The organism is Streptomyces sp. NPDC051907, assembly GCF_040681075.1.
In the GTDB taxonomy this organism is placed as follows: Bacteria; Actinomycetota; Actinomycetes; order Streptomycetales; family Streptomycetaceae; genus Streptomyces.
The window spans coordinates 108515-132240 of record NZ_JBFAYB010000005.1; the positions used below are offsets into that span (position 1 = coordinate 108515).

Consider the following 23726-nt stretch of genomic DNA (forward strand, 5'->3'; position numbering starts at 1 on the left):
AACAATACGGCCGCGGCGCCCGTAGGACACCGCGGCCGTACTCTTCACAGATTGCGTGCTGCCTACGGATCAGGCCTGCGCGGCCTTGTCCCTCTGCAGCGCCTCCATGGCCCGGGCCGTCACCTCGGTGACCTTGCCCATCGCGGAGATGGTGACCACCAGGCCCTGGGCCTTGTAGTAGTCGATGATCGGCTCGGTCTGCGTGTGGTAGACCTCGAGCCGCTTGCGCACGGTCTCCTCGGAGTCGTCGTCGCGCTGGTACAGCTCGCCGCCGCACGCGTCGCAGACGCCCTCCGCCTTCGGCGGGTTGTACGTCACGTGGAAGACGTGCGCACTGTCGTTGCGGCAGATCCGGCGACCGGCGATCCGCTTGACGACCTCTTCCTCCGGGACCTCCAGGTCGAGGACGGCGTCCAGCTTCATGCCCTCGGCCTTGAGCATCTCGTCCAGGGCCTCGGCCTGGGAGACGTTCCGCGGGAAGCCGTCCAGCAGGAAGCCGTTCTCGGCGTCGGGCTTCTCCATGCGGTCCTTGGCCATCCCGATGGTGACCTCGTCCGGCACCAGGTTCCCGGCGTCCATGAACGCCTTGGCCTGCTTGCCGAGCTCCGTGCCCTGACTGATGTTGGCGCGGAAGAGGTCGCCCGTGGAGATGTGCGGGATCGACAGGTTCTTGGCAAGGTACGCAGCCTGCGTACCCTTGCCGGCACCGGGCGGTCCGACGAGGACGATTCGCATCAGCGGAGGAACCCTTCGTAATTGCGCTGCTGGAGCTGGCTCTCGATCTGCTTCACGGTCTCCAGACCCACACCCACGATGATGAGGATGCTCGTCCCGCCGAACGGGAAGTTCTGGTTCGCGCCGCCGAAGCCTGCCAACGCCATCGTCGGGACAAGAGCGATCAGACCCAGGTACAGCGAGCCCGGCCAAGTGATCCTGTTGAGCACGTAGCTCAGATACTCGGCAGTAGGTCGACCTGCCCGGATACCCGGGATGAAGCCACCATACTTCTTCATGTTGTCGGCGACTTCCTCGGGGTTGAACGAGATCGCCACGTAGAAGAACGCGAAGAACACGATCAGTAGGAAGTACGTCGCGATGTAGTAGGGGTGGTCACCCTTGACGAAGTGCTGCTCGATCCAAGTCTTCCAGCCGGATTGCGAGTTGGAGAACTGGGCGACCAGCGCCGGGATGTAGAGCAGCGACGAGGCGAAGATGACGGGAATCACACCCGCCTGGTTCACCTTGAGCGGGATGTAGGTCGACGTTCCGCCGTAGGACCGCCGGCCGATCATGCGCTTCGCGTACTGCACCGGGATACGGCGCTGGGCCTGCTCGACGAAGACGACGAGCCCGACCATCACAAAGCCGATCAGGATGACCGTGCCGAACTCGATCCAGCCCTTGGCGAGCTTGCCGCTCTCCTTGATGGCCCACAGCGCGCCCGGGAAGCCGGCGGCGATCGAGATGAACATCAGGATCGACATGCCGTTGCCGATGCCGCGGTCGGTGATCAGCTCGCCGAGCCACATGACGGCCGCGGTGCCCGCGGTCATGGTCACCACCATGACGATGGTGGTGAAGATCGAGCGGTCGGGAACGATCTGGCTGCCCACGGAGCAGGTGCTGAACAGCGCTCCGGAGCGGGCGGTGGCCACCAGGCCCGTGCCCTGCAGCACGGCGAGGGCGACCGTCAGATAGCGCGTGTACTGCGTGATCTTGGCCGTGCCGGACTGGCCCTCCTTCTTGAGGGCCTCCAGCCGCGGGATGACCACGGTCAGCAGCTGCAGGATGATGCTTGCCGTGATGTACGGCATGATGCCCAGCGCGAAGATCGTGATCTGCAGCAGCGCTCCGCCACTGAACATGTTGACCAGGCCGAAGAGGCCGTTGTTGCCCTTCGAGGCCTGATCGACGCAGATCTGTACGTTCTGGTAGCTGACGCCTGGCACCGGGATGTGCGACCCGAGTCGGTACAGCACGATGATGGCGAGCGTGAAGAGCAGCTTCTTGCGCAGGTCGGGCGTCTTGAACGCCCGGGCGAACGCGGTGAGCACGGTGCCTCCTGCGACCCCCGCGCTACTGCGTAGAGGTGACGGTCTTGAGGATCGACGAATACGTATAGGCAAACCCGTACGGTCCCGGTAGGCGCGGACCGCACGGTCAAGGGGCGGAAACCCCCTAGGTTTAACAGCAACAGTGCACGCCACCTTACCGGCGACAGTGCCCCCCTAGGAACGACCAACCGGGGATGCCCCTTTTGGGAGGCATCCCCGGTCGGTTTTCAGCTTTCAGCCACTGAACTCGTCTCAGACGAGCTCGGTGACGGTGCCGCCGGCAGCGGCAATCTTCTCCTTGGCGGAGCCGGAGACGGCGTCGACCGTCACCTGCAGCGCCACGGAGATCTCGCCCTGGCCCAGGACCTTGACGAGGCTGTTCTTGCGCACCGCGCCCTTGGCGACCAGGTCGGCCACCGTGACCTCTCCACCCTCGGGGTAGAGAGCGCCGAGCTTGTCCAGGTTCACGACCTGGTACTCGGTGCGGAACGGGTTCTTGAAGCCCTTGAGCTTCGGGAGACGCATGTGGAGGGGCATCTGCCCACCCTCGAAGCGCTCCGGAACCTGGTAACGGGCCTTGGTGCCCTTGGTACCACGACCTGCGGTCTTACCCTTGGACGCCTCACCACGACCCACACGGGTCTTGGCGGTCTTGGCGCCCGGGGCGGGCCGGAGGTTGTGGACCTTCAGCGGGTTGTTCTCCGCCATGTCAGTCGACCTCCTCGACCGTAACGAGGTGACGGACGGTGTGCACCATGCCGCGGAACTCGGGACGGTCCTCCTTGACAACCACGTCGTGCAGGCGCTTGAGCCCGAGCGAACGCAGGGTGTCGCGGTGGTTCTGCTTGCTGCCGATGTACGACTTCGTCTGCGTGATCTTGAGGCGGGCCATTACGCAGCACCCGCTCCCGCACGAGCACGAAGCAGAGCCGCGGGGGCGACGTCCTCGAGGGGCAGACCACGGCGAGCCGCGATCTCCTCGGGACGCTGCAGGCCCTTGAGGGCCGCCACGGTCGCGTGCACGATGTTGATCGCGTTGGACGAGCCGAGCGACTTCGACAGGATGTCGTGAACGCCGGCGCACTCGAGCACGGCGCGCACCGGGCCACCGGCGATAACACCGGTACCGGGGGAAGCAGGCTTGAGCAGGACGACGCCCGCGGCCTTCTCGCCCGTGATGGGGTGCGGGATGGTGCCCTGGATACGGGGGACCTTGAAGAAGTGCTTCTTGGCCTCCTCAACACCCTTGGCGATGGCGGCCGGCACCTCCTTGGCCTTGCCGTAGCCGACGCCTACCGTGCCGTCGCCGTCTCCGACCACGACGAGCGCGGTGAAGCTGAAGCGACGACCACCCTTGACAACCTTGGCGACGCGGTTGATCGCGACAACGCGCTCAACGTACGCGGTCTTCTCGGCGGCAGCGGCGCCACCGTCGCGGCCCTTCCGGTCCCGCCGCTCGCCGCCACCGGCACCGCTTCCGCGGCGCTGGGGTCCAGCCATTGGATTTACCTCTCTCTGTTACGTCCGTTAGTCCCGGAACCGGGGCTCAGAACTTCAGCCCGGCTTCGCGGGCGGCGTCAGCCAGAGCGGCAATGCGCCCGGCGTACCTGTTGCCACCACGGTCGAACACGACAGCCTCGACACCGGCGGCCTTCGCACGCTCGGCCACGAGCGCGCCGACCTGCTTGGCCTGGGCGCTCTTGTCGCCCTCGCCACCGCGGATCGAGCTGTCCAGGGTCGACGCCGACGCGAGCGTGTGGCCCGCGATGTCGTCGATGACCTGCGCCACGATGTTGCGGTTGGAGCGCGTCACGACCAGGCGCGGGCGCTCCGGCGTGCCGGAGATGTGCTTGCGGACGCGGATGTGACGTCGCTTGATGGCGGCGCGCTTGTACGCGTCGCCCTTGGCGATCTTTACACCGTATGCCATGGCTTACTTACCCGCCTTTCCGACCTTGCGGCGGATGACCTCGCCCGCGTACTTGACGCCCTTGGCCTTGTACGGGTCGGGCTTGCGCAGCTTGCGGATGTTCGCGGCGACCTCGCCGACCTTCTGCTTGTCGATGCCCTCGACCGAGAACTTGGTCGGCGACTCGACCTTGAAGGAGATGCCCTCGGGCGCCTCCACCAGGATCGGGTGGCTGTAGCCGAGCTGGAACTCCAGGTTGGAGCCCTTCGCGGCGACGCGGTAACCGACACCGCTGATCTCGAGCGCCTTGACGTATCCCTGGGTCACACCGGTGATCATGTTCGCCACCAGCGTGCGGGACAGGCCGTGCAGGGCCTTGTTCTGACGCTCGTCGTTCGGGCGGACGACGTTCAGAACGCCGTCCTCACCCTTGGAGACCTCGATCGGCGCGGCGACGGTGTGGGTGAGGGAGCCCTTGGGGCCCTTCACCGCGACCGTGCGGCCATCGATGGTGACGTCCACACCGGCGGGAACCTGAATGGGGAGCTTGCCGATTCGCGACATTGGCTATTCCTCCGTTCCCGACTACCAGACGTAGGCGAGGACTTCCCCACCCACGCCCTTCTTCTGCGCCTGCTGGCCGGTCAGGAGACCGTGGGACGTGGAGATGATCGCCACGCCCAGGCCGCCGAGAACCTTCGGCAGGTTGGTGGACTTCGCGTAAACGCGCAGACCCGGCTTGGAGATGCGCTTGATGCCGGCGATCGAACGCTCACGGTTCGGGCCGAACTTCAGCTCCAGGACGAGGTTCTTGCCGACCTCGGCGTCCTCGACCTTCCAGCCGGTGATGAAGCCCTCCTGCTGGAGGATCTCCGCGATGTGCGACTTGATCTTGCTGTGCGGCATCACGACAGAGTCGTGGTATGCCGAGTTCGCGTTCCGCAGACGCGTAAGCATGTCTGCGATCGGATCAGTCATGGTCATGAATTGGCCTTCGGCCTCTCTCGCCGGGGTTTCCTGTATGCGCCATCCCTCTCCCCACACAGGGGCGGGACGGGTGCGGCGCGGGGACCTACGGCGTAGTAAGTCGTACGGGCGGCGGACGCCCAACCCTCCTAGCCTACGCCATGAGGGATCGGGCCTCCGCCAACCCTTTGCTTACCGAGAGACTCCGGTCATCCCTGAGAAGGGACTACCAGGAGCTCTTGGTCACGCCCGGCAGCTCGCCACGGTGAGCCATCTCACGAAGGCACACGCGGCACAGGCCGAACTTGCGGTACACGGAGTGCGGACGGCCGCAGCGCTGGCAGCGGGTGTACGCGCGCACACCGAACTTGGGCTTACGAGCAGCCTTGGCAATAAGAGCCTTCTTCGCCATCTCGCTTACGCCTCCTTGAACGGGAAGCCGAGGTGACGAAGGAGGGCGCGGCCCTCGTCGTCGTTGGTCGCCGTGGTGACCACGGTGATGTCCATACCCCGGACGCGGTCGATCTTGTCCTGGTCGATCTCGTGGAACATGACCTGCTCCGTGAGACCGAAGGTGTAGTTGCCACGGCCGTCGAACTGCTTGGGGGACAGACCACGGAAGTCGCGGATGCGCGGAAGCGCGAGCGACAGGGTGCGGTCCAGGAACTCCCACATGCGGTCGCCACGGAGCGTGACGTGCGCGCCGATCGGCTGGCCCTCGCGCAGCTTGAACTGCGCGATGGACTTGCGGGCCTTGGTGACGGCCGGCTTCTGGCCGGTGATCGTGGTGAGGTCGCGGATGGCGCCCTCGATCAGCTTGGAGTCGCGGGCGGCGTCGCCCACACCCATGTTGACCACGATCTTGACGAGGCCGGGAACCTGCATGACGTTCTCGTAGGAGAACTCCTCACGCAGCTTGCCCGTGATCTCCTCGCGGTACTTCGTCTTCAGACGCGGAGTGGTGGTGGTAGCCATCAGATGTCCTCACCCGTCCGCTTGGCAACGCGGATCTTGTTGCCCTCGTCGTCGAAGCGGTATCCGACGCGGGTCACGACCTTATTGCCGTCCTTCTCCACGACGAGCTGAACGTTGCTCACGTGGATGGGGGCCTCAGTGGTGACGATGCCGCCGGCCTGCGAGGCACGACCCGGCTGGTTGGCCTTCGTGTGCTTCTTGACCCGGTTGACACCCTCGACCAGGACGCGGTCCTCGCGGGGGAAGGCCGCGATGACCTTGCCCTGCTTGCCCTTGTCCTTGCCGGTGATGACCTGTACCAGGTCGCCCTTCTTGATCTTCATGCTTACAGCACCTCCGGCGCGAGCGAGATGATCTTCATGAACTTCTTCTCGCGCAGCTCACGGCCCACCGGGCCGAAGATACGGGTGCCGCGAGGGTCGCCGTCGTTCTTCAGAATGACAGCGGCGTTCTCGTCGAAGCGGATGTACGAGCCGTCCTGGCGGCGGCGCTCCTTGACGGTGCGAACGATGACCGCCTTGACGACGTCACCCTTCTTCACGTTGCCACCGGGGATCGCGTCCTTGACGGTGGCGACGATGACGTCACCGATGCCCGCGTAGCGGCGACCCGAGCCACCGAGAACACGGATGCAAAGGATCTCCTTGGCACCAGTGTTGTCGGCGACGCGAAGTCGCGACTCCTGCTGGATCACGTCTATCTCCTGTTTGTCTGCCGGTTCCCGGCGGGAGCCGCGTCAGCGACTCCCGCCGAGCCTGGCGGAACTGACCTGAGGGAAACCCCTCAGGCACTGATCATTGGGAGCTCCCTTGCGGGAACTGCCTACTTGGCCTTCTCGAGGATCTCGACGACGCGCCAGCGCTTCGTCGCGGACAGCGGCCGGGTCTCCATGAGGAGGACACGGTCGCCGACGCCCGCAGCGTTCTGCTCGTCGTGGGCCTTGAGCTTGTTCGTACGGCGGATGACCTTGCCGTACAGCGCGTGCTTCACACGGTCCTCGACAGCGACGACGACGGTCTTGTCCATCTTGTCGCTGACGACCAGACCCTCACGGGTCTTGCGGAATCCGCGCGAGTCCGCGCCGGCGGCGCTGGTGTTCGCAGTGTTCTCAGTCACGTTGCTCTCGCTCATCAGGCGCTCTCCACCGTCTCGATGCCCAGCTCGCGCTCGCGCATCAGGGTGTAGATCCGGGCGATGTCCTTACGGACCGCCTTCAGACGGCCGTGGTTCTCGAGCTGACCGGTCGCCGCCTGAAAGCGGAGGTTGAACAGCTCTTCCTTGGCCTCGCGGAGCTTGGCAACAAGCTCCTCGTTGCCCAGCTCGCGCAGCTCCGACGCCTTGGTACCGGTCGACATCACGCTTCACCTGCCTCGCGCTTGACGATCCGGCACTTCATCGGCAGCTTGTGCGCTGCACGAGTGAGAGCCTCACGCGCAATCTTCTCGTTCGGGTAGGACAGCTCGAACATGACCCGGCCCGGGTGCACGTTCGCAACCCACCACTCCGGGGAACCCTTACCGGAGCCCATGCGGGTCTCGGCGGGCTTCTTGGTCAGCGGACGGTCCGGGTAGATGTTGATCCAGACCTTGCCGCCACGCTTGATGTGGCGGGTCATCGCAATACGAGCCGCTTCGATCTGGCGGTTGGTCACGTACGCCGGAGTCAGGGCCTGAATGCCGTACTCGCCGAACGCAACCGTCGTACCACCCTTCGCCATTCCGCGACGCTTGGGGTGGTGCTGCTTGCGGTGCTTGACCCTACGGGGGATCAGCATTTCGGTCAGGCCTCCGTTCCGGTGCTCTCAGCAGCCGGAGCGGCGGCGGGAGCGTCGGCCTTGGGGGCCTCGGCAGCCGGAGCCTGCTGCGGCTTGCGACCGCGGCCGCCACGCTCGCCACCGCGGCCACCACGGCCGGCCGGGCGGTCAGCGCCGCCACGGGCCGGGCGGTTGCCGGCGCGGGCAGCGGCGTTCTCGGCGCGGACCTCGGCGATGTTCTTGACGTCGCCCTTGTAGATCCAGACCTTCACGCCGATGCGGCCGAAGGTGGTCTTGGCCTCGAAGAAGCCGTACTCGACGTTCGCGCGCAGCGTGTGCAGCGGCACACGACCCTCGCGGTAGAACTCCGAGCGGGACATCTCGGCGCCGCCGAGACGGCCGCCACACTGGATCTTGATGCCCTTGGCGCCGGCCTTCATGGCGGACTGCATGCTCTTGCGCATGGCCCGACGGAAGGAGACGCGGGAGGACAGCTGCTCGGCAACGGCCTGGGCCACGAGCTGAGCGTCGACCTCGGGGTTCTTGACCTCGAGGATGTTCAGCTGGACCTGCTTGCCCGTGAGCTTCTCGAGGTCGCCGCGGATGCGGTCGGCCTCGGCGCCACGGCGGCCGATGACGATGCCGGGACGCGCGGTGTGGATGTCCACCCGCACGCGGTCACGGGTGCGCTCGATCTCAACCTTCGAGATGCCGGCGCGCTCCATGCCGGACGTCATCATCCGACGGATGGCGACGTCTTCCTTGACGTAGTCCTTGTACAGCTTGTCGGCGTACCACCGGGACTTGAAGTCCGTGGTGATGCCGAGCCGGAACCCGTGCGGGTTTACCTTCTGGCCCATTACCGGGTTCCTTCCTTGCTGCTGACGACCACGGTGATGTGGCTGGTCCGCTTACGGATCCGGTAGGCACGGCCCTGGGCACGCGGACGGAACCGCTTCAGGGTCGGGCCCTCGTCCACAAACGCCTCGCTGATGAACAGCGAAGAGGCGTCCGAGTGGTCGTAGTTGTGTGCAGCGTTGGCGATGGCGCTGTCCAGCACCTTGCCAACCGGCACGCTCGCGGCCTGCGGGGCGAAACGCAGGACCGCCTGAGCCTCCGTGGCATCCATGCCACGGATGAGGTCCACCACGCGGCGGGCCTTCATGGGCGTGACGCGGATGTACCGCGCCTGGGCCCTGGCTTCCATGGTTGTCCCTTCGGTGTAAGTCATAGTCGTTCCACCCCGCCGTTAGCGGCGCTTCGACTTCCGGTCGTCCTTGACGTGGCCGCGGAAGGTGCGAGTCGGCGAGAACTCGCCGAGCTTGTGGCCGACCATCGACTCGGTGACGAACACCGGGACGTGGGTCTTGCCGTTGTGCACCGCGATCGTGTGGCCGAGCATGGCCGGGATGATCATCGAGCGACGGGACCAGGTCTTGATGACGTTCTTGGTGCCGGCTTCGTTCTGGGCGTCCACCTTCTTTACGAGGTGTCCGTCGACGAAGGGCCCCTTCTTGAGACTGCGCGGCATCTAAACCCGCTCCTAGCGCTTCTTGTTCGTCTTGCGGCGGCGGACGATGTACTTGCTCGATGCCTTCTTCGGCGAGCGAGTACGACCCTCCTTCTGACCCCACGGGGAGACCGGGTGGCGACCACCGGAGGTCTTGCCCTCACCACCACCGTGCGGGTGGTCAACCGGGTTCATCGCGACACCGCGGACGGTCGGGCGAACGCCCTTCCAGCGCATACGGCCGGCCTTGCCCCAGTTGATGTTCGACTGCTCGGCGTTGCCGACCTCGCCGATCGTGGCGCGGCAGCGGGCGTCGACCAGCCGGATCTCGCCGGACGGCATACGAAGGTGGGCCATGGTGCCCTCCTTCGCCAGCAGCTGCACGGAGGCGCCCGCGGAACGGGCGAACTTCGCGCCGCCGCCGGGCCGCAGCTCGATGGCGTGGATGGTCGTACCGACCGGGATGTTGCGCAGCGCCAGGTTGTTGCCGGGCTTGATGTCGGCGGCCGGGCCGTTCTCGACACGGTCGCCCTGACGCAGACCCTTGGGCGCGATGATGTAGCGCTTCTCGCCGTCCGCGTAGTGCAGGAGCGCGATGCGCGCGGTGCGGTTGGGGTCGTACTCGATGTGAGCGACCTTGGCCGGCACGCCGTCCTTGTCGTGGCGACGGAAGTCGATCAGGCGGTAGGCGCGCTTGTGGCCACCGCCCTGGTGACGGACGGTCACACGACCGGTGTTGTTACGGCCGCCCTTGCTGTGCAGGGGGCGGACCAGCGACTTCTCCGGCGTGGACCGCGTGATCTCGACAAAGTCGGCGACGCTGGAGCCACGACGGCCCGGGGTCGTCGGCTTGTACTTGCGGATACCCATTTCTCAGTCCTCGTCCGATTCCGGACGACTCGACCTCCGTCAGGAGGTCGGGCCGCCGAAGATGTCGATACGGTCGCCCTCGGCAAGGGTCACGATGGCGCGCTTGGTGTTGGCGCGCTTGCCGAAACCGGTGCGGGTGCGCTTGCGCTTGCCCTGGCGGTTGATCGTGTTGACCCCGGTGACCTTGACCGAGAAGACCGCCTCGACGGCCTGCTTGATCTGGGTCTTGTTGGAGCCGGGCGCGACGATGAACGTGTACTTGTTCTCGTCCAGCAGGGCGTAGCTCTTCTCGGAGACGACCGGCTTGACGAGAACGTCGCGCGGGTCCGAGAAGGTCTTGCTGGTGATCGTGGCCTCAGACATCAGGCCTCGCTCCCTTCGGTCTCAACGGCCTTGGGGCCACCGGACACGAAGGACTCGAGGGCGGCCTGAGTGAAGACCACGTCGTCGGATCGCATCACGTCGTACGTGTTCAGCTGGCCCGGCTCCAGGATGTGCACCTGGGGCAGGTTGCGGGCAGACAGCCACGCGGCCTCGTCCGAGCGCTCGACGATCAGGAGCAGGTTCTTGCGCTCCGAGATCTTGCCGAACAGCGTCTTGGCGGCCTTGGTGGAGATGTCTCCCTCGACCACGCCGGAGACGACGTGGATGCGAGCGTTACGGGCCCGGTCGGTGAGGGCGCCGCGCAGAGCAGCGACCTTCATCTTCTTCGGGGTCCGCTGCGAGTAGTCACGCGGCTGCGGGCCGTGGACGACGCCACCGCCGGCGAACTGCGGAGCGCGGGTCGAGCCCTGACGGGCGCGGCCGGTGCCCTTCTGGCGGTACGGCTTCTTGCCACCACCGCGGACCTCGCCACGCGTCTTGACCTTGTGCGTGCCCTGACGGGCGGCGGCCAGCTGCGCGACGACGACCTGGTGGATCAGCGGGATGCTGACCTTGGCGTCGAAGATCTCGGCCGGGAGCTCAACGGTCCCGGTCTTGTCGCCTGCGGGCGACAGAATGTCAATGGTGCTCATAGTCCTCAGGCCCCCTTGGCCGCAGTGCGGACCAGGACCAGGCCGCCGTTGGGACCAGGAACCGCGCCCTTGATCAGGAGCAGGCCCTTCTCCGCGTCAACGGCGTGAACGGTCAGGTTCTGGGTGGTGACCCGCTCGTTGCCCATACGGCCCGCCATGCGGAGGCCCTTGAACACACGGCCCGGGGTGGCGCAGCCACCGATGGAGCCGGGAGAGCGGTGCTTGCGCTGGGTACCGTGACCGGCGCCGAGGCCCTTGAAGTTGTGACGCTTCATGACACCGGCGAAGCCCTTGCCCTTGCTCTTGCCCGTGACGTCGACCTTGACGCCGGACTCGAACACCTCGGCAGTGATCTCCTGGCCGAGCGTGTACTCGCTGGCGTCGGAGGTGCGGAGCTCCACCAGGTGGCGGCGGGGGGTCACGTCGGCCTTGGCGAAGTGGCCCTTGAGGGGCTTGTTCACCTTGCGCGGGTCGATCTCGCCGAAGGCGATCTGGACCGACTCGTAGCCGTCGGAGTCATTCGTACGGACCTGGGTGACGACACAGGGCCCGGCCTTGACAACGGTCACCGGGACGACACGGTTGTTCTCGTCCCAGACCTGGGTCATGCCGAGCTTCTCGCCCAGGACGCCCTTGATCTGCTTTGCCATCTCTTCCGCGCCTCTCAGAGCTTGATCTCGATGTCAACGCCGGCCGGAAGGTCCAGGCGCATCAGCGAGTCAACGGTCTTGGGCGTCGGGTCGAGGATGTCGATCAGGCGCTTGTGCGTGCGCATCTCGAAGTGCTCGCGCGAGTCCTTGTACTTGTGCGGCGACTTGATGACGCAGTACACGTTCTTCTCAGTGGGCAGCGGCACCGGGCCAGCGACCGACGCACCAGTGCGCGTCACCGTCTCGACGATCTTCTTCGCCGAAGAGTCGATGACTTCGTGGTCGTAGGCCTTGAGCCGAATGCGGATCTTCTGTCCCGCCATGGCTACTCAGTAGTCCTGTCTCTCGTAACGCTCTGGAACTCGGCGAGTCCTGCATTCTTCTCCGACCCACGCGGTCGGGCGTGTCGCACTCCCTCTACGTAGATCTCCCGAAGGATTTCCCAACCAAGGGGGTGCGGGCCTAAGCCGCGCATCGGGGGAAGAACACCCACCGAGTGCCTGGTCGGTACCCCGCTGACACTTCCCGGAAGATTCCCGTACGTCCGCCATCCCGCCTGGGGCGATAGATGACGACGAGTACTGTGGGACTCGCTTCCGGTCCTCCCGGCGGGAGGCGCGCAGCATCGGCACTCAACCGAGCAACCTGGCTAGTGTGCCATATGGGGCACTAGCCTGGCCAATCGAGCCGGAGAGAGTACCCCACGCCGCCCCGAGCGAACCACCGAGCGCGCCGAAGATCGACGATCATGCTGGCCGAAGATCGACGATCATCCCGCCCGTCGCAGCTGCGCCCCGCCGTCGCCCCGCCCTCGCAGGCGTCCCCCTCCCCGCACCACCGCGCCGCGTCGTCCGCGTGGCATCGCCGTGTCGTCCGTGCGACATCGGCGTGCGCCGAGGCAACCTCGCGCCGTCATTCCCCGTCTTGTTGACCGCGGAACGGCTCTGACCAGCCCGTCCGCGCATACGGGGAAGTTTCACTGTACGCAGCATGGGGGGCCTGTCTGCCCGCTGCGAGCGGAGCGGACGGAGCACGACAGATGCATATCGCGCATGCCCGGGGAGAGGCCTCAGCGCGTTCGAAGGGACCCAGCCGGCGTGGGGTGGTGGCCGGGGCCGCCGCCGTGGCCGCGGGGGCCGCGCTCGTCTCGTGCTCGGTGCCCGCGCCCCGCCGGTCCACCCCCACCGCCGATCCCGCGCCCGGGATACCGATATCCAACTCCCGGCGCGCCCAGCTGATGCAGATCCTGGCGCACCCCGACGACGACCTGTACTTCATGAACCCGGACACCCAGCAGATGCTGGACTCCGGGGTCCCCCTCGTCTGCGTGTACGTCACCGCCGGCGAGGCCGACGGCGTCAACAAGGCCCCCGGCCGGCCGAGGCCCGCCTCCGACAAGACCGCGTACTCCTCCGCCCGCCACCAGGGACTGCGCCAGGCGTACGCCACCCTGCTCGGACTGCCCAAGTACACCGAGTGGCAGAAGGGCGTGGCCACCCTCCGCGGCGACCAGCGAGCCGAGATCAACACCCTCGCCAACGGCGCCCGCCGCGTCGAGCTGATCTTCCTCAACCTCGCCATGCACACGGCCCGCGGCGGCCGGATGGGCCTGCCCAGCCTCTGGAAGGACCGGGCGCTCAACCTCCGTACCGTCGTCGCCGACGACTCGCCCGTGCGCAAGGCGGGGTCGTACGACTACGACCAGCTCGTCGACGTCCTCGTCGGGCTGATGGACCGCTACCGGCCGACCGTCGTCCAGACCCTGGACCCCGACCCGGACATCCAGCACAGCGACGAGACCACCCGAAAGAAGGACAGCGAGCAGCGCGGCTACTCCGACCACGCCGACCACACCGCCGTCGCCTGCTTCAGCTGGGCCGCCATGGTCAGCTGGGTGGGCGAGGCGACCCAGGAGGGCGGCCGCATGCCCGCCTTCGTCGCGACCTCCTTCCGCGGCTACTACAACCGCCACTGGCCCAAGAACCTGCCTCCGAGCGTGCTCAAGCGGAAGGCCGCGCCGCTCGTCCCGTACGGCGGCGACGCCTCCTGGGACTGCGGCAACGCGGGCGGCTGCGGCGACTACAACGTCGGCGGCACCCGGCCCCTGAAGAACAAGAAGGGCTGGGTCCGCTCCACCCACTACCGCTACCCGGGGGCCCGTCTGACCGTCGCCGCCCAGGCCGACGGCCGGCGCGCCGCCTATGGCGTCCTCGGGCTGCGCGCCGTCCGCTGGCAGGAGACCGCACGGGACAGCGGCCGCTGGGGCGACCCGGAGGACCTCGGCGGCGGACCGCTCGCGCCCGCCCTCGGCGCGGCGGCCCTCGCGGACGGCCGGCAGCTCCTGTTCGGCCTGCGCTTCGCGGCCGTCAGCGGCCATGGGGGCGCCAACGAGCGCGAGATCGTCCTCCTGGAGCAGCGCTCCCCCGGCGGGCCCTTCCTGGCCTGGCAGGGGCTCGGCAACCCGGAGCGCGGCGCCGACCGCGGGCGGCGCATCGGCGTCCCCGTGGCGGTCGCCGCCCCCGACGGCCGGGTGCATCTGTTCGTACGGAACGCGGATAAACGTGTCAGCACCCGCGTGCGCGCCGCCGACGGGCGTTGGAGCGGCTGGCAGGACCTGGCGGGCGAGGAGATCCAGGACGGCCTGACCACGCTGGTGGACGGCGCCGGGCGGGTCCACCTCTTCGCCGCCGGCCACACCGCCGTCCACCACTGGACGCAGAGCGCCCCCGGGCAGCCTCTCGCCCATCAGCAGGGCGCGCCGCTGCCCCTCGCCGTCGACTCCCCCGCCGCGCTCGCCGACGAGGCCGGCCGCGTACGGCTGCTGTACCGCGAGGAGCGGCCCTGGACCCAGGAGACGCCCGACGACGGACGCGGCACGGCCTCCCCGAAGCTGACGGTCGTCGGCTCGGACGGCTCGCGGCTGCCCGATGTGCGCTTCGAGGGCTACGGGCCGGTCAGCGCGGGCGCCGCGGGCAAGAACGGCGCGGTGCTCCTCGGCCGGGATCTGCGCGGACAGGTCCAACTGCGCTTCGCCGGGAAGCTGTTGACCCGCAGCACGGGCGCGCTGTCCCTGGACGCCCCGGCGCTGCACATAGCGGGCTCGCAGGCCTCCGTCGTGGGCCTGGGGCCGGACGCGCACCCCTGGCTCTGGTGGCCGGAGACCGAGACCGCCGGCTGAGCCGAACCCACGGGCGGCGGCGCAGCACAGCGCACCTCACCGCCGCCGCCACCGCCACCGCCACCGCCACCGCCGACAACGCAAAGGGCCCCGCACCTCTCGGTGCGGGGCCCTCCTTGCAGCTCAGGGAGCTACCAGGTCAAGCGATCAGCAATTACTTGGTGATCTTGACGACCTGGCCGGCGCCGACGGTCCGGCCACCCTCACGGATGGCGAACTTGAGGCCCTCCTCCATCGCGACGGGCTGGATCAGCGCGACGCTCATGGAGGTGTTGTCGCCCGGCATGACCATCTCGGTGCCCTCGGGGAGGGTCACGACGCCGGTCACGTCCGTGGTACGGAAGTAGAACTGCGGGCGGTAGTTGTTGAAGAACGGGGTGTGACGGCCACCCTCGTCCTTCGACAGGATGTAGGCCTGGGCCTCGAACTCGGTGTGCGGCGTGACCGAACCGGGCTTGATGATGACCTGGCCGCGCTCGACGTCCTCGCGCTTGATGCCACGGAGGAGCAGACCGACGTTCTCACCGGCCTGGCCCTCGTCGAGCAGCTTGCGGAACATCTCGATGCCGGTGACCGTGGTGGTGGTCTTCTCGGTCTTGATGCCGACGATGTCGACGGTCTCGTTGACCTTGAGGACACCACGCTCGATACGACCGGTGACGACGGTGCCACGACCGGTGATCGTGAAGACGTCCTCGATCGGCATCAGGAACGGCTTGTCGACGTCGCGCTCGGGCTGCGGGATCGCCTCGTCGACGGCGGCCATCAGGTTCAGGACCGACTGGCCCCACTCCTTGTCGCCCTCGAGAGCCTTGAGCGCCGAGACCTTGACGACCGGCAGGTCGTCGCCCGGGAACTCGTACTCGGAGAGGAGCTCACGCACCTCGAGCTCGACGAGCTCCAGGATCTCCTCGTCGTCCACCATGTCGGCCTTGTTCAGGGCGACGACGATGTACGGAACGCCGACCTGGCGGGCCAGGAGCACGTGCTCCTTGGTCTGCGGCATCGGGCCGTCGGTGGCCGCGACCACGAGGATGGCGCCGTCCATCTGCGCCGCACCCGTGATCATGTTCTTGATGTAGTCCGCGTGACCGGGGCAGTCGACGTGGGCGTAGTGACGCGACTCGGTCTGGTACTCGACGTGCGCGATGGAGATGGTGATACCGCGCTGGCGCTCCTCAGGAGCCTTGTCGATCTGGTCGAAGGCCGAGGCCTCGTTCAGGTCCGGGTACGCGTCGTGCAGCACCTTGGTAATGGCGGCCGTGAGGGTCGTCTTACCGTGGTCGATGTGACCGATGGTGCCGATGTTGACGTGCGGCTTAGTCCGCTCGAACTTCGCCTTCGCCACTGGGGTCCTCCTACGGAGTGGTTCTGTACGCCTTACTCATCGGCGCCAGGTGATCTTTGCTGGGAAGCCAGCCGCCGGGGCCCGGGTTCGAACCCCGGCGGATGGTGTCAAGCCTAAAGCGTGGACTCGGAAGAGCTACTCGCCCTTGGCCTTCGCGATGATCTCCTCGGCGACGTTCCGGGGAACCTCGGCGTAGGAGTCGAACTGCATCGAGTAGCTTGCGCGACCCGAGGTCTTGCTGCGGAGGTCTCCGACGTAGCCGAACATCTCCGAGAGGGGCACGAGGCCCTTCACGACGCGAGCGCCGCTGCGCTCCTCCATGGCCTGGATCTGGCCACGGCGGGAGTTGATGTCGCCGATGACCTCGCCCATGTAGTCCTCGGGCGTGGTGACCTCGACGGACATCATCGGCTCGAGGAGCACGGGCGATGCCTTGCGCGCGGCCTCCTTGAAGGCCTGCGAACCGGCGATCTTGAACGCGAGCTCGGACGAGTCGACCTCGTGGTAGCCGCCGTCGAGAAGCGTGACGCGAACGCCCGTCATCTCGTAGCCGGCCAGGATGCCGAACTGCATGGCCTCCTGAGCGCCCGCGTCCACCGAGGGGATGTACTCCTTGGGGACACGGCCACCGGTGACCTTGTTCACGAACTCGTACGAGGCGTCGCCGCCCTCGATGGGCTCGATCGCGATCTGCACCTTGGCGAACTGACCGGTACCACCGGTCTGCTTCTTGTGGGTGTAGTCGTGACGCTCGACGGCCTTGCGGATCGTCTCGCGGTACGCGACCTGCGGCTTGCCGACGTTCGCCTCGACCTTGAACTCGCGGCGCATACGGTCGACGAGCACGTCGAGGTGAAGCTCGCCCATACCACCGATGATGGTCTGGCCGGTCTCCTCGTCCGAGTGGACCTGGAAGGAGGGGTCCTCCTCCGCGAGACGCTGGATGGCGACACCCAGCTTCTCCTGGTCGCCCTTGGACTTGGGCTCGATCGCGACCTGAATGACCGGCGCCGGGAAGTCCATGGACTCCAGGATCACCGGGTTCTTCTCGTCGCACAGCGTCTCACCGGTGGTGGTCTGCTTCAGGCCCATGACGGCGACGATGTCGCCGGCGCCCACGGCTTCGATCTCCTCACGCTTGTTCGCGTGCATACGGTAGATCTTGCCGATGCGCTCCTTCTTGCCCTTGACGGAGTTCAGCACCGAGGTGCCGGCCTCCAGGCGACCCGAGTAGACCCGGATGAAGGTGAGCTTGCCGAGGTGCGGGTCGCTCGCGATCTTGAAGGCGAGCGCCGACAGCGGCTCGGCCTCGGACGGCTTGCGCGAGACGACCTTCTCCGCGTCCTTGACGTCGTGGCCCTCGATGGCCTCGACGTCCAGGGGCGAGGGGAGGTAGCGCACAACGGCGTCGAGCAGGGGCTGGACGCCCTTGTTCTTGAACGCGGTGCCGCAGAACACGGGGGTGACCGTGGTCTCGCCGCCGCCCTTGCCGGAGGCAATGGTGATACGACGGATCGCGGCGTACAGCTGCTCCTCGGAAGGCTCCTGGCCCTCGAGGTACAGCTCCATGATCTCTTCGTCGTTCTCCGCGACGGTCTCGACCAGCTTGCCGCGCCACTCCTCGGCGGCCTCGGCGTGCGTGGCCGGGATGTCGACGACGTCGTACATCTCGCCCTTGGTGGCCTCAGCGGACCACACCAGGGCCTTCATACGAACGAGGTCGACGACGCCCTTGAAGTCGGCCTCGGCGCCGATCGGCAGCTGCATCACGATCGGGGTCGCGCCGAGGCGGTTCACGATCATGTCGACGCAGCGGTGGAACTCGGCGCCGGTGCGGTCGAGCTTGTTGACGAAGCAGATACGCGGAACGCCGTAGCGGTCCGCCTGACGCCAGACAGTCTCGGACTGCGGCTCGACGCCGGCGACACCGTCGAACACCGTCACGGCACCGTCGAGCACGCGCAGCGAACGCTCCACCTCGACGGTGAAGTCGACGTGGCCCGGGGTGTCGATGATGTTGATGGTGTGATCGACGTCCTCGAGCGGCCAGTGACAGGTCGTCGCGGCGGACGTGATCGTGATGCCGCGCTCCTGCTCCTGCTCCATCCAGTCCATCGTGGCAGCGCCGTCGTGGACCTCACCGATCTTGTAGCTCACACCGGTGTAGAACAGGATGCGCTCGGTGGTCGTCGTCTTGCCCGCGTCGATGTGGGCCATGATCCCAATGTTGCGGACCTTGGCCAGGTCAAGCGAAGTGGTGGCCATAAGGCTCAATCTTCTCTCGGTCTCGATGTGGGTAGCGACTACCAGCGGTAGTGCGCGAAGGCCTTGTTGGACTCGGCCATCTTGTGCGTGTCCTCACGCTTCTTGACCGAAGCGCCGAGGCCGTTGGAGGCGTCGAGCAGTTCGTTCATGAGGCGCTCGGTCATGGTCTTCTCGCGGCGGGCGCGGGAGTAGCCGACGACCCAGCGCAGCGCGAGGGTGGCAGCGCGACCGGGCTTGACCTCGATCGGCACCTGGTAGGTGGCGCCACCGACACGGCGGGACTTGACCTCGAGAGAGGGCTTGACGTTCTCGAGGGCGCGCTTCAGCGTGATGACCGGGTCTGCGCCGGTCTTCTCGCGGAGGCCTTCCATGGCGCCGTAGACGATGCGCTCAGCGGTGGAACGCTTGCCGTTGAGCAGAATCTTGTTGATGAGCGAGGTCACCAGAGGAGAACCGTAAACCGGGTCGATGATGACCGGGCGCTTCGGGGCAGGGCCCTTACGAGGCATTCTTACTTCTCCTTCTTGGCGCCGTAGCGGCTGCGGGCCTGCTTGCGGTTCTTGACGCCCTGGGTGTCCAGGGAACCGCGGATGATCTTGTAGCGAACACCCGGCAGGTCCTTCACACGGCCACCACGCACGAGCACGATGGAGTGCTCCTGCAGGTTGTGTCCCTCACCCGGGATGTAAGCCGTGACCTCGATGCCAGAGGTCAGACGCACACGCGCGACCTTACGCAGGGCCGAGTTCGGCTTCTTGGGGGTGGTCGTGAACACACGCGTGCAGACGCCACGACGCTGAGGGGAACCCTCGAGTGCGGGCGTCTTGTTCTTCTCGACCTTGTCCTGCCGGCCCTTCCGGACCAGCTGCTGGATCGTAGGCACTACTTCTCCGGTTTCTGTGTGCCGTATGTGAAACTAACCTGGAACGTCGCCGACCCACGCGGTCGGGTGTGTCGAATACTGCAGGCCCCCGCCGCCAGGCGGAGAAGGCGCAGATTGCGGTGGCCGATTCTTCAGGCTCGCCGTGCGGCTGAGGACACGCACACGAGCCCAGGCACACCCCAGGCACAAGGACAGAGCGTACCTACCGCATCGGCTCCGGTCAAAACAAATGCACACGCGCAGGACACACCGGCCCGCGAGCATACTTCCCCGCACCGCGCAGGGGATACCAGAACAGGGCGGCCTCCCCCGCGAGGGGAGACCGCCCTGTGGCGTGCTCCCCCGGGGCCGGGCCCCGGGAGAACACGTTTGCTACCGCTTACTGGTTGTACGGACCGTAGTCGTAGTCCTCCAGCGGGACGGCCTGGCCGGAGCCGGTGCCGAACGGCGAGTAGTCGATGTCGTCGTAGCCGACGGCCGAGTACATCGCGGCCTTGGCCTCCTCGGTGGGCTCCACCCGGATGTTGCGGTAGCGGGACAGGCCCGTACCGGCCGGGATGAGCTTACCGATGATGACGTTCTCCTTGAGGCCGATCAGGGAGTCCGACTTGGCGTTGATCGCCGCGTCGGTCAGGACCCTGGTCGTCTCCTGGAAGGACGCCGCCGACAGCCACGACTCGGTGGCCAGCGAGGCCTTGGTGATACCCATCAGCTGCGGACGGCCGGAGGCGGGGTGACCGCCCTCGGTGACCACACGACGGTTCTCGGTCTCGAACTTCGAGCGCTCGACGAGCTCGCCCGGCAGCAGCTCCGCGTCGCCGGACTCGATGATCGTCACACGGCGCAGCATCTGCCGGATGATGATCTCGATGTGCTTGTCGTGGATCGACACGCCCTGCGAGTTGTAGACCTTCTGGACTTCGCCGACCAGGTGGACCTGGACCGCGCGCTGACCGAGGATCCGCAGCACGTCGTGCGGGTTCGTGGCGCCCACGGTGAGCTTCTGGCCCACCTCGACGTGGTCGCCCTCGCCCACCAGCAGACGGGCGCGCTTCGAGATCGGGAACGCCGTCTCGTCGCTGCCGTCGTCCGGGGTGACGACGAGCTTCTTGGTCTTCTCGGTCTCCTCGATCCGGACGCGGCCTGCCGCCTCCGAGATCGGGGCGACGCCCTTGGGCGTACGAGCCTCGAAGAGCTCGACGACACGGGGCAGACCCTGGGTGATGTCGTCGCCGGCCACACCACCGGTGTGGAAGGTACGCATCGTCAGCTGGGTGCCGGGCTCGCCGATGGACTGGGCGGCGATGATGCCGACCGCCTCGCCGATGTCGACCAGCTTGCCGGTGGCCAGCGAGCGGCCGTAGCAGTACGCACACGTGCCGACCGCGGACTCGCAGGTCAGGACCGAGCGGGTCTTGACCTCCTCGACGCCCGCGGCGACGACCGCGTCGATGAGCACATCGCCCAGGTCGACGTTGGCCGGCGCGATGACCTTGCCGTCGACGACGACGTCCTCGGCGAGCATGCGCGCGTACACAGAGGTCTCGACGTCCTCCGCCTTGCGCAGCACGCCGTCGGCGCCGCGCTCGGCGATCCGCAGCTTGAGGCCGCGGTCGGTGCCGCAGTCCTCTTCGCGGATGATGACGTCCTGCGAGACGTCCACCAGTCGACGGGTCAGGTAACCCGAGTCGGCGGTACGCAGGGCGGTGTCCGCCAGACCCTTACGGGCGCCGTGCGTGGAGATGAAGTACTCCAGCACGGACAGGCCCTCACGGAAGGACGCCTTGATCGGACGCGGGATGGTCTCGTTCTTGGCGTTCGACACCAGACCACGCATACCGGCGATCTGACGCATCTGCATCATGTTTCCGCGGGCGCCCGAGTTGACCATCATGGAGACCGGGTTGGTCTTCGGGAAGTTCGCGTTCATCGCCTCGGCGACCTCGTTGGTCGCCTTGGTCCAGATCGCGATGAGCTCCTGCGTGCGCTCTTCCTTGGTGATCAGACCGCGCTCGTACTGCTTCTGGACCTTCTCGTCCTGGTCCTCGTAGCCCTTGACGATCGCCTTCTTGGCGTCGGGGACCACGATGTCGGAGATGGCCACGGTGACGCCCGAGCGGGTCGCCCAGTAGAAGCCGGCCGCCTTCAGGTTGTCGAGCGTCGCCGCCACGATGACCTTGGGGTAGCGCTCCGCCAGGTCGTTGACGATCTCGGAGAGCTGCTTCTTGCCCACCGTGTAGTCGACGAACGGGTAGTCCTCGGGCAGCAGCTCGTTGAAGAGCGCGCGGCCCAGGGTGGTGCGCAGACGGAACGAGTCGCCCTGCTGCCAGGGGCCTGCCGCGACGGAGTCGTCGCCCTCTTCGGCGGCCGGCGGGGTCCAGCCGCGCGGCGGGATGGTGCCCACCGGGAAGCGGATGTCGATCTTCGCCTGGAGCGAGAGCTCGCGGGCGTCGAACGCCATGATCGCCTCGGCCGTGGAGCCGAAGGACCGGCCCTCGCCGATGACCTTGCGCTCTTCCTCGTCGGTCGTGAGGAAGAACAGACCGAGCACCATGTCCTGGGTCGGCATGGTGACCGGACGGCCGTCGGCCGGCTTCAGGATGTTGTTCGAGGACAGCATCAGGATGCGGGCCTCGGCCTGCGCCTCCGCGGAGAGCGGCAGGTGCACGGCCATCTGGTCGCCGTCGAAGTCCGCGTTGAACGCGGTGCAGACGAGCGGGTGGATCTGGATGGCCTTGCCCTCGACCAGCTGCGGCTCGAAGGCCTGGATGCCGAGGCGGTGCAGCGTGGGCGCACGGTTCAGCAGCACCGGGTGCTCGGCGATGACCTCTTCGAGGACGTCGTACACCACGGTGCGGCCGCGCTCGACCATGCGCTTGGCCGACTTGATGTTCTGCGCGTGGTTCAGGTCGACCAGGCGCTTCATCACGAACGGCTTGAAGAGCTCCAGCGCCATGGCCTTGGGCAGACCGCACTGGTGCAGCTTCAGCTGCGGGCCGACGACGATGACGGAACGCGCCGAGTAGTCGACTCGCTTGCCGAGCAGGTTCTGACGGAATCGACCCTGCTTGCCCTTCAGCATGTCGCTGAGGGACTTCAGGGGCCGGTTGCCGGGACCGGTGACCGGGCGACCGCGGCGGCCGTTGTCGAACAGCGCGTCGACGGCCTCCTGCAGCATCCGCTTCTCGTTGTTCACGATGATCTCGGGGGCGCCGAGGTCAAGGAGACGCTTGAGGCGGTTGTTGCGGTTGATCACACGGCGGTACAGGTCGTTCAGGTCGGAGGTCGCGAAGCGGCCACCGTCCAGCTGCACCATCGGACGCAGGTCCGGCGGGATGACCGGCACGCAGTCCAGCACCATGCCCTTGGGGCTGTTGCTGGTCTGCAGGAACGCGGAGACGACCTTCAGGCGCTTGAGCGCACGGGTCTTCTTCTGGCCCTTGCCGGTGCGGATGATCTCGCGGAGGCGCTCGGCCTCCTCGTCCAGGTCGAAGGACTCCAGGCGCTTCTGCAGCGCGGCGGCGCCCATCGAGCCGTCGAAGTACGTGCCGAAGCGGTCACGCAGCTCGCGGTAGAGCAGCTCGTCGCCCTCGAGGTCCTGGACCTTGAGGTTCTTGAAGCGGCTCCAGACCTCGTCGAGACGGTCGATCTCGCGCTGCGCACGGTCGCGCAGCTGCTTCATCTCACGCTCGGCGCCTTCGCGCACCTTGCGGCGCACATCGGCCTTGGCGCCCTCGGCCTCGAGCTCGGCCAGGTCGGTCTCGAGCTTCTTGGCACGGGCCTCGAGGTCGGCGTCGCGACGGTTCTCGACCTGCTGACGCTCGACGGAGACGTGGGCCTCCAGGGACGGCAGGTCGCGGGTACGACGCTCCTCGTCCACGAACGTGATCATGTACGCGGCGAAGTAGATGACCTTCTCGAGGTCCTTCGGCGCGAGGTCGAGGAGGTAGCCCAGACGCGACGGAACGCCCTTGAAGTACCAGATGTGGGTGACGGGAGCGGCCAGCTCAATGTGGCCCATCCGCTCACGGCGCACCTTGGCGCGGGTGACCTCGACGCCACAGCGCTCACAGATGATGCCCTTGAAGCGGACACGCTTGTACTTGCCGCAGTAGCACTCCCAGTCCCGGGTCGGACCGAAGATCTTCTCGCAGAAGAGTCCGTCCTTCTCGGGCTTGAGCGTGCGGTAGTTGATGGTCTCCGGCTTCTTGACCTCGCCGTGCGACCACTGTCGGATGTCGTCCGCGGTGGCAAGGCCGATCCGCAGCTCGTCGAAGAAGTTGACGTCGAGCACTTGTCGTCAATCCCTCTTTCGGGGTCGTGTCTCAATCATGGTCTGTACGGGTCCG

At 66.8% G+C, this 23726-nt stretch carries 29 protein-coding genes; 1 reads left to right on the plus strand and 28 read right to left on the minus strand.

The features are described 5' to 3' along the window. Nucleotides 1–69 precede the first annotated feature (69 nt). The 23 genes from AB0M39_RS05330 to rpsJ all read right to left on the minus strand — a co-directional run bounded on the left by AB0M39_RS05330 (nucleotide 70) and on the right by rpsJ (nucleotide 12026). On the minus strand, nucleotides 70–735 hold the full coding sequence (locus AB0M39_RS05330; protein ID WP_365360389.1) for an adenylate kinase: 666 nt from the start codon (nucleotides 733–735) through the stop codon (nucleotides 70–72). Continuing rightward, complete coding sequence (secY, locus tag AB0M39_RS05335; protein WP_365360391.1) at nucleotides 735–2054, minus strand: preprotein translocase subunit SecY; 1320 nt, start codon at nucleotides 2052–2054, stop codon at nucleotides 735–737. The genes AB0M39_RS05330 and secY overlap by 1 nt, the downstream gene beginning before the upstream one ends. Nucleotides 2055–2306: 252 nt before the next feature. Next, nucleotides 2307–2762: a 50S ribosomal protein L15 gene (gene rplO / locus AB0M39_RS05340; protein ID WP_142214197.1), complete on the minus strand. Its 456-nt coding sequence runs from the start codon at nucleotides 2760–2762 to the stop codon at nucleotides 2307–2309. A gap of 1 nt (nucleotide 2763) precedes the next feature. Further along, nucleotides 2764–2946, minus strand: coding sequence for a 50S ribosomal protein L30 (rpmD, locus tag AB0M39_RS05345; RefSeq protein WP_018550611.1), 183 nt, complete (start codon nucleotides 2944–2946; stop codon nucleotides 2764–2766). Next, the gene (gene rpsE, locus AB0M39_RS05350; RefSeq protein WP_005481208.1) at nucleotides 2946–3554 is read right to left on the minus strand and encodes a 30S ribosomal protein S5; all 609 of its coding nucleotides are present in this window, start codon (nucleotides 3552–3554) and stop codon (nucleotides 2946–2948) included. The genes rpmD and rpsE overlap by 1 nt, the downstream gene beginning before the upstream one ends. Nucleotides 3555–3600: 46 nt before the next feature. Then, entirely contained in the window at nucleotides 3601–3984 is a 384-nt protein-coding gene (rplR, locus tag AB0M39_RS05355) for a 50S ribosomal protein L18 (RefSeq protein ID WP_365360394.1), read from the minus strand. A 3-nt stretch (nucleotides 3985–3987) separates the two neighbouring features. Then, nucleotides 3988–4527, minus strand: a complete 540-nt coding sequence (gene rplF, locus AB0M39_RS05360; RefSeq protein WP_365360396.1) for a 50S ribosomal protein L6 — start codon at nucleotides 4525–4527, stop codon at nucleotides 3988–3990. Between the two features lie 21 nt (nucleotides 4528–4548). Then, on the minus strand, nucleotides 4549–4947 hold the full coding sequence (gene rpsH, locus AB0M39_RS05365; protein WP_005313538.1) for a 30S ribosomal protein S8: 399 nt from the start codon (nucleotides 4945–4947) through the stop codon (nucleotides 4549–4551). Nucleotides 4948–5155: 208 nt separating this feature from the next. Next, a complete protein-coding gene (locus AB0M39_RS05370) occupies nucleotides 5156–5341 on the minus strand; it encodes a type Z 30S ribosomal protein S14 (RefSeq protein WP_003956452.1) in 186 nt (61 codons plus the stop codon). Between the two features lie 5 nt (nucleotides 5342–5346). Continuing rightward, nucleotides 5347–5904: a 50S ribosomal protein L5 gene (rplE, locus tag AB0M39_RS05375; protein WP_365360398.1), complete on the minus strand. Its 558-nt coding sequence runs from the start codon at nucleotides 5902–5904 to the stop codon at nucleotides 5347–5349. Then, nucleotides 5904–6227, minus strand: a complete 324-nt coding sequence (gene rplX / locus AB0M39_RS05380) for a 50S ribosomal protein L24 (protein ID WP_105868304.1) — start codon at nucleotides 6225–6227, stop codon at nucleotides 5904–5906. The genes rplE and rplX overlap by 1 nt, the downstream gene beginning before the upstream one ends. A gap of 2 nt (nucleotides 6228–6229) precedes the next feature. Next, on the minus strand, nucleotides 6230–6598 hold the full coding sequence (rplN, locus tag AB0M39_RS05385; RefSeq protein ID WP_003956455.1) for a 50S ribosomal protein L14: 369 nt from the start codon (nucleotides 6596–6598) through the stop codon (nucleotides 6230–6232). Between the two features lie 128 nt (nucleotides 6599–6726). Next, nucleotides 6727–7035: a 30S ribosomal protein S17 gene (gene rpsQ, locus AB0M39_RS05390; RefSeq protein WP_365360399.1), complete on the minus strand. Its 309-nt coding sequence runs from the start codon at nucleotides 7033–7035 to the stop codon at nucleotides 6727–6729. Further along, nucleotides 7035–7259, minus strand: coding sequence for a 50S ribosomal protein L29 (rpmC, locus tag AB0M39_RS05395; protein ID WP_142214203.1), 225 nt, complete (start codon nucleotides 7257–7259; stop codon nucleotides 7035–7037). Before rpmC ends, rpsQ begins: the two co-directional genes overlap by 1 nt. Further along, nucleotides 7259–7678, minus strand: a complete 420-nt coding sequence (rplP, locus tag AB0M39_RS05400) for a 50S ribosomal protein L16 (protein ID WP_189190333.1) — start codon at nucleotides 7676–7678, stop codon at nucleotides 7259–7261. Before rplP ends, rpmC begins: the two co-directional genes overlap by 1 nt. A gap of 5 nt (nucleotides 7679–7683) precedes the next feature. Then, nucleotides 7684–8517 carry a 30S ribosomal protein S3 gene (gene rpsC, locus AB0M39_RS05405; RefSeq protein WP_328397597.1) on the minus strand — a complete coding sequence of 278 codons (834 nt, stop codon included), beginning with the start codon at nucleotides 8515–8517 and terminating at the stop codon, nucleotides 7684–7686. Further along, on the minus strand, nucleotides 8517–8864 hold the full coding sequence (gene rplV, locus AB0M39_RS05410) for a 50S ribosomal protein L22 (protein WP_135332555.1): 348 nt from the start codon (nucleotides 8862–8864) through the stop codon (nucleotides 8517–8519). The genes rpsC and rplV overlap by 1 nt, the downstream gene beginning before the upstream one ends. 42 nt (nucleotides 8865–8906) lie before the next feature. Next, nucleotides 8907–9188, minus strand: a complete 282-nt coding sequence (gene rpsS / locus AB0M39_RS05415) for a 30S ribosomal protein S19 (protein WP_030154697.1) — start codon at nucleotides 9186–9188, stop codon at nucleotides 8907–8909. 12 nt (nucleotides 9189–9200) lie between these two features. Beyond that, nucleotides 9201–10037: a 50S ribosomal protein L2 gene (gene rplB / locus AB0M39_RS05420; protein ID WP_365360403.1), complete on the minus strand. Its 837-nt coding sequence runs from the start codon at nucleotides 10035–10037 to the stop codon at nucleotides 9201–9203. Nucleotides 10038–10076: 39 nt separating this feature from the next. Then, entirely contained in the window at nucleotides 10077–10400 is a 324-nt protein-coding gene (gene rplW, locus AB0M39_RS05425) for a 50S ribosomal protein L23 (RefSeq protein ID WP_365360405.1), read from the minus strand. Further along, nucleotides 10400–11053, minus strand: coding sequence for a 50S ribosomal protein L4 (gene rplD, locus AB0M39_RS05430; RefSeq protein ID WP_365360407.1), 654 nt, complete (start codon nucleotides 11051–11053; stop codon nucleotides 10400–10402). The genes rplW and rplD overlap by 1 nt, the downstream gene beginning before the upstream one ends. Nucleotides 11054–11058: 5 nt before the next feature. After that, the gene (gene rplC, locus AB0M39_RS05435; protein WP_351547860.1) at nucleotides 11059–11703 is read right to left on the minus strand and encodes a 50S ribosomal protein L3; all 645 of its coding nucleotides are present in this window, start codon (nucleotides 11701–11703) and stop codon (nucleotides 11059–11061) included. A 14-nt stretch (nucleotides 11704–11717) separates the two neighbouring features. Beyond that, nucleotides 11718–12026: a 30S ribosomal protein S10 gene (rpsJ, locus tag AB0M39_RS05440; RefSeq protein ID WP_003948644.1), complete on the minus strand. Its 309-nt coding sequence runs from the start codon at nucleotides 12024–12026 to the stop codon at nucleotides 11718–11720. Nucleotides 12027–12742: 716 nt separating this feature from the next. Here rpsJ and AB0M39_RS05445 point away from each other — a divergent pair. Next, entirely contained in the window at nucleotides 12743–14881 is a 2139-nt protein-coding gene (locus tag AB0M39_RS05445; protein ID WP_365360409.1) for a PIG-L family deacetylase, read from the plus strand. A 154-nt stretch (nucleotides 14882–15035) separates the two neighbouring features. On the opposite strand, the gene tuf is transcribed toward AB0M39_RS05445, so the two are convergent. The 5 genes from tuf to AB0M39_RS05470 all read right to left on the minus strand — a co-directional run bounded on the left by tuf (nucleotide 15036) and on the right by AB0M39_RS05470 (nucleotide 23671). Next, complete coding sequence (gene tuf, locus AB0M39_RS05450) at nucleotides 15036–16229, minus strand: elongation factor Tu (protein WP_365360411.1); 1194 nt, start codon at nucleotides 16227–16229, stop codon at nucleotides 15036–15038. 135 nt (nucleotides 16230–16364) lie between these two features. Further along, complete coding sequence (gene fusA, locus AB0M39_RS05455; RefSeq protein ID WP_365360413.1) at nucleotides 16365–18494, minus strand: elongation factor G; 2130 nt, start codon at nucleotides 18492–18494, stop codon at nucleotides 16365–16367. 38 nt (nucleotides 18495–18532) lie between these two features. Further along, the gene (rpsG, locus tag AB0M39_RS05460) at nucleotides 18533–19003 is read right to left on the minus strand and encodes a 30S ribosomal protein S7 (RefSeq protein ID WP_147987673.1); all 471 of its coding nucleotides are present in this window, start codon (nucleotides 19001–19003) and stop codon (nucleotides 18533–18535) included. Nucleotides 19004–19005: 2 nt separating this feature from the next. After that, nucleotides 19006–19377 carry a 30S ribosomal protein S12 gene (gene rpsL / locus AB0M39_RS05465; RefSeq protein ID WP_003948652.1) on the minus strand — a complete coding sequence of 124 codons (372 nt, stop codon included), beginning with the start codon at nucleotides 19375–19377 and terminating at the stop codon, nucleotides 19006–19008. A 379-nt stretch (nucleotides 19378–19756) separates the two neighbouring features. After that, nucleotides 19757–23671: a DNA-directed RNA polymerase subunit beta' gene (locus AB0M39_RS05470; RefSeq protein ID WP_365360416.1), complete on the minus strand. Its 3915-nt coding sequence runs from the start codon at nucleotides 23669–23671 to the stop codon at nucleotides 19757–19759. Between the last annotated feature and the right edge of the window lie 55 nt (nucleotides 23672–23726).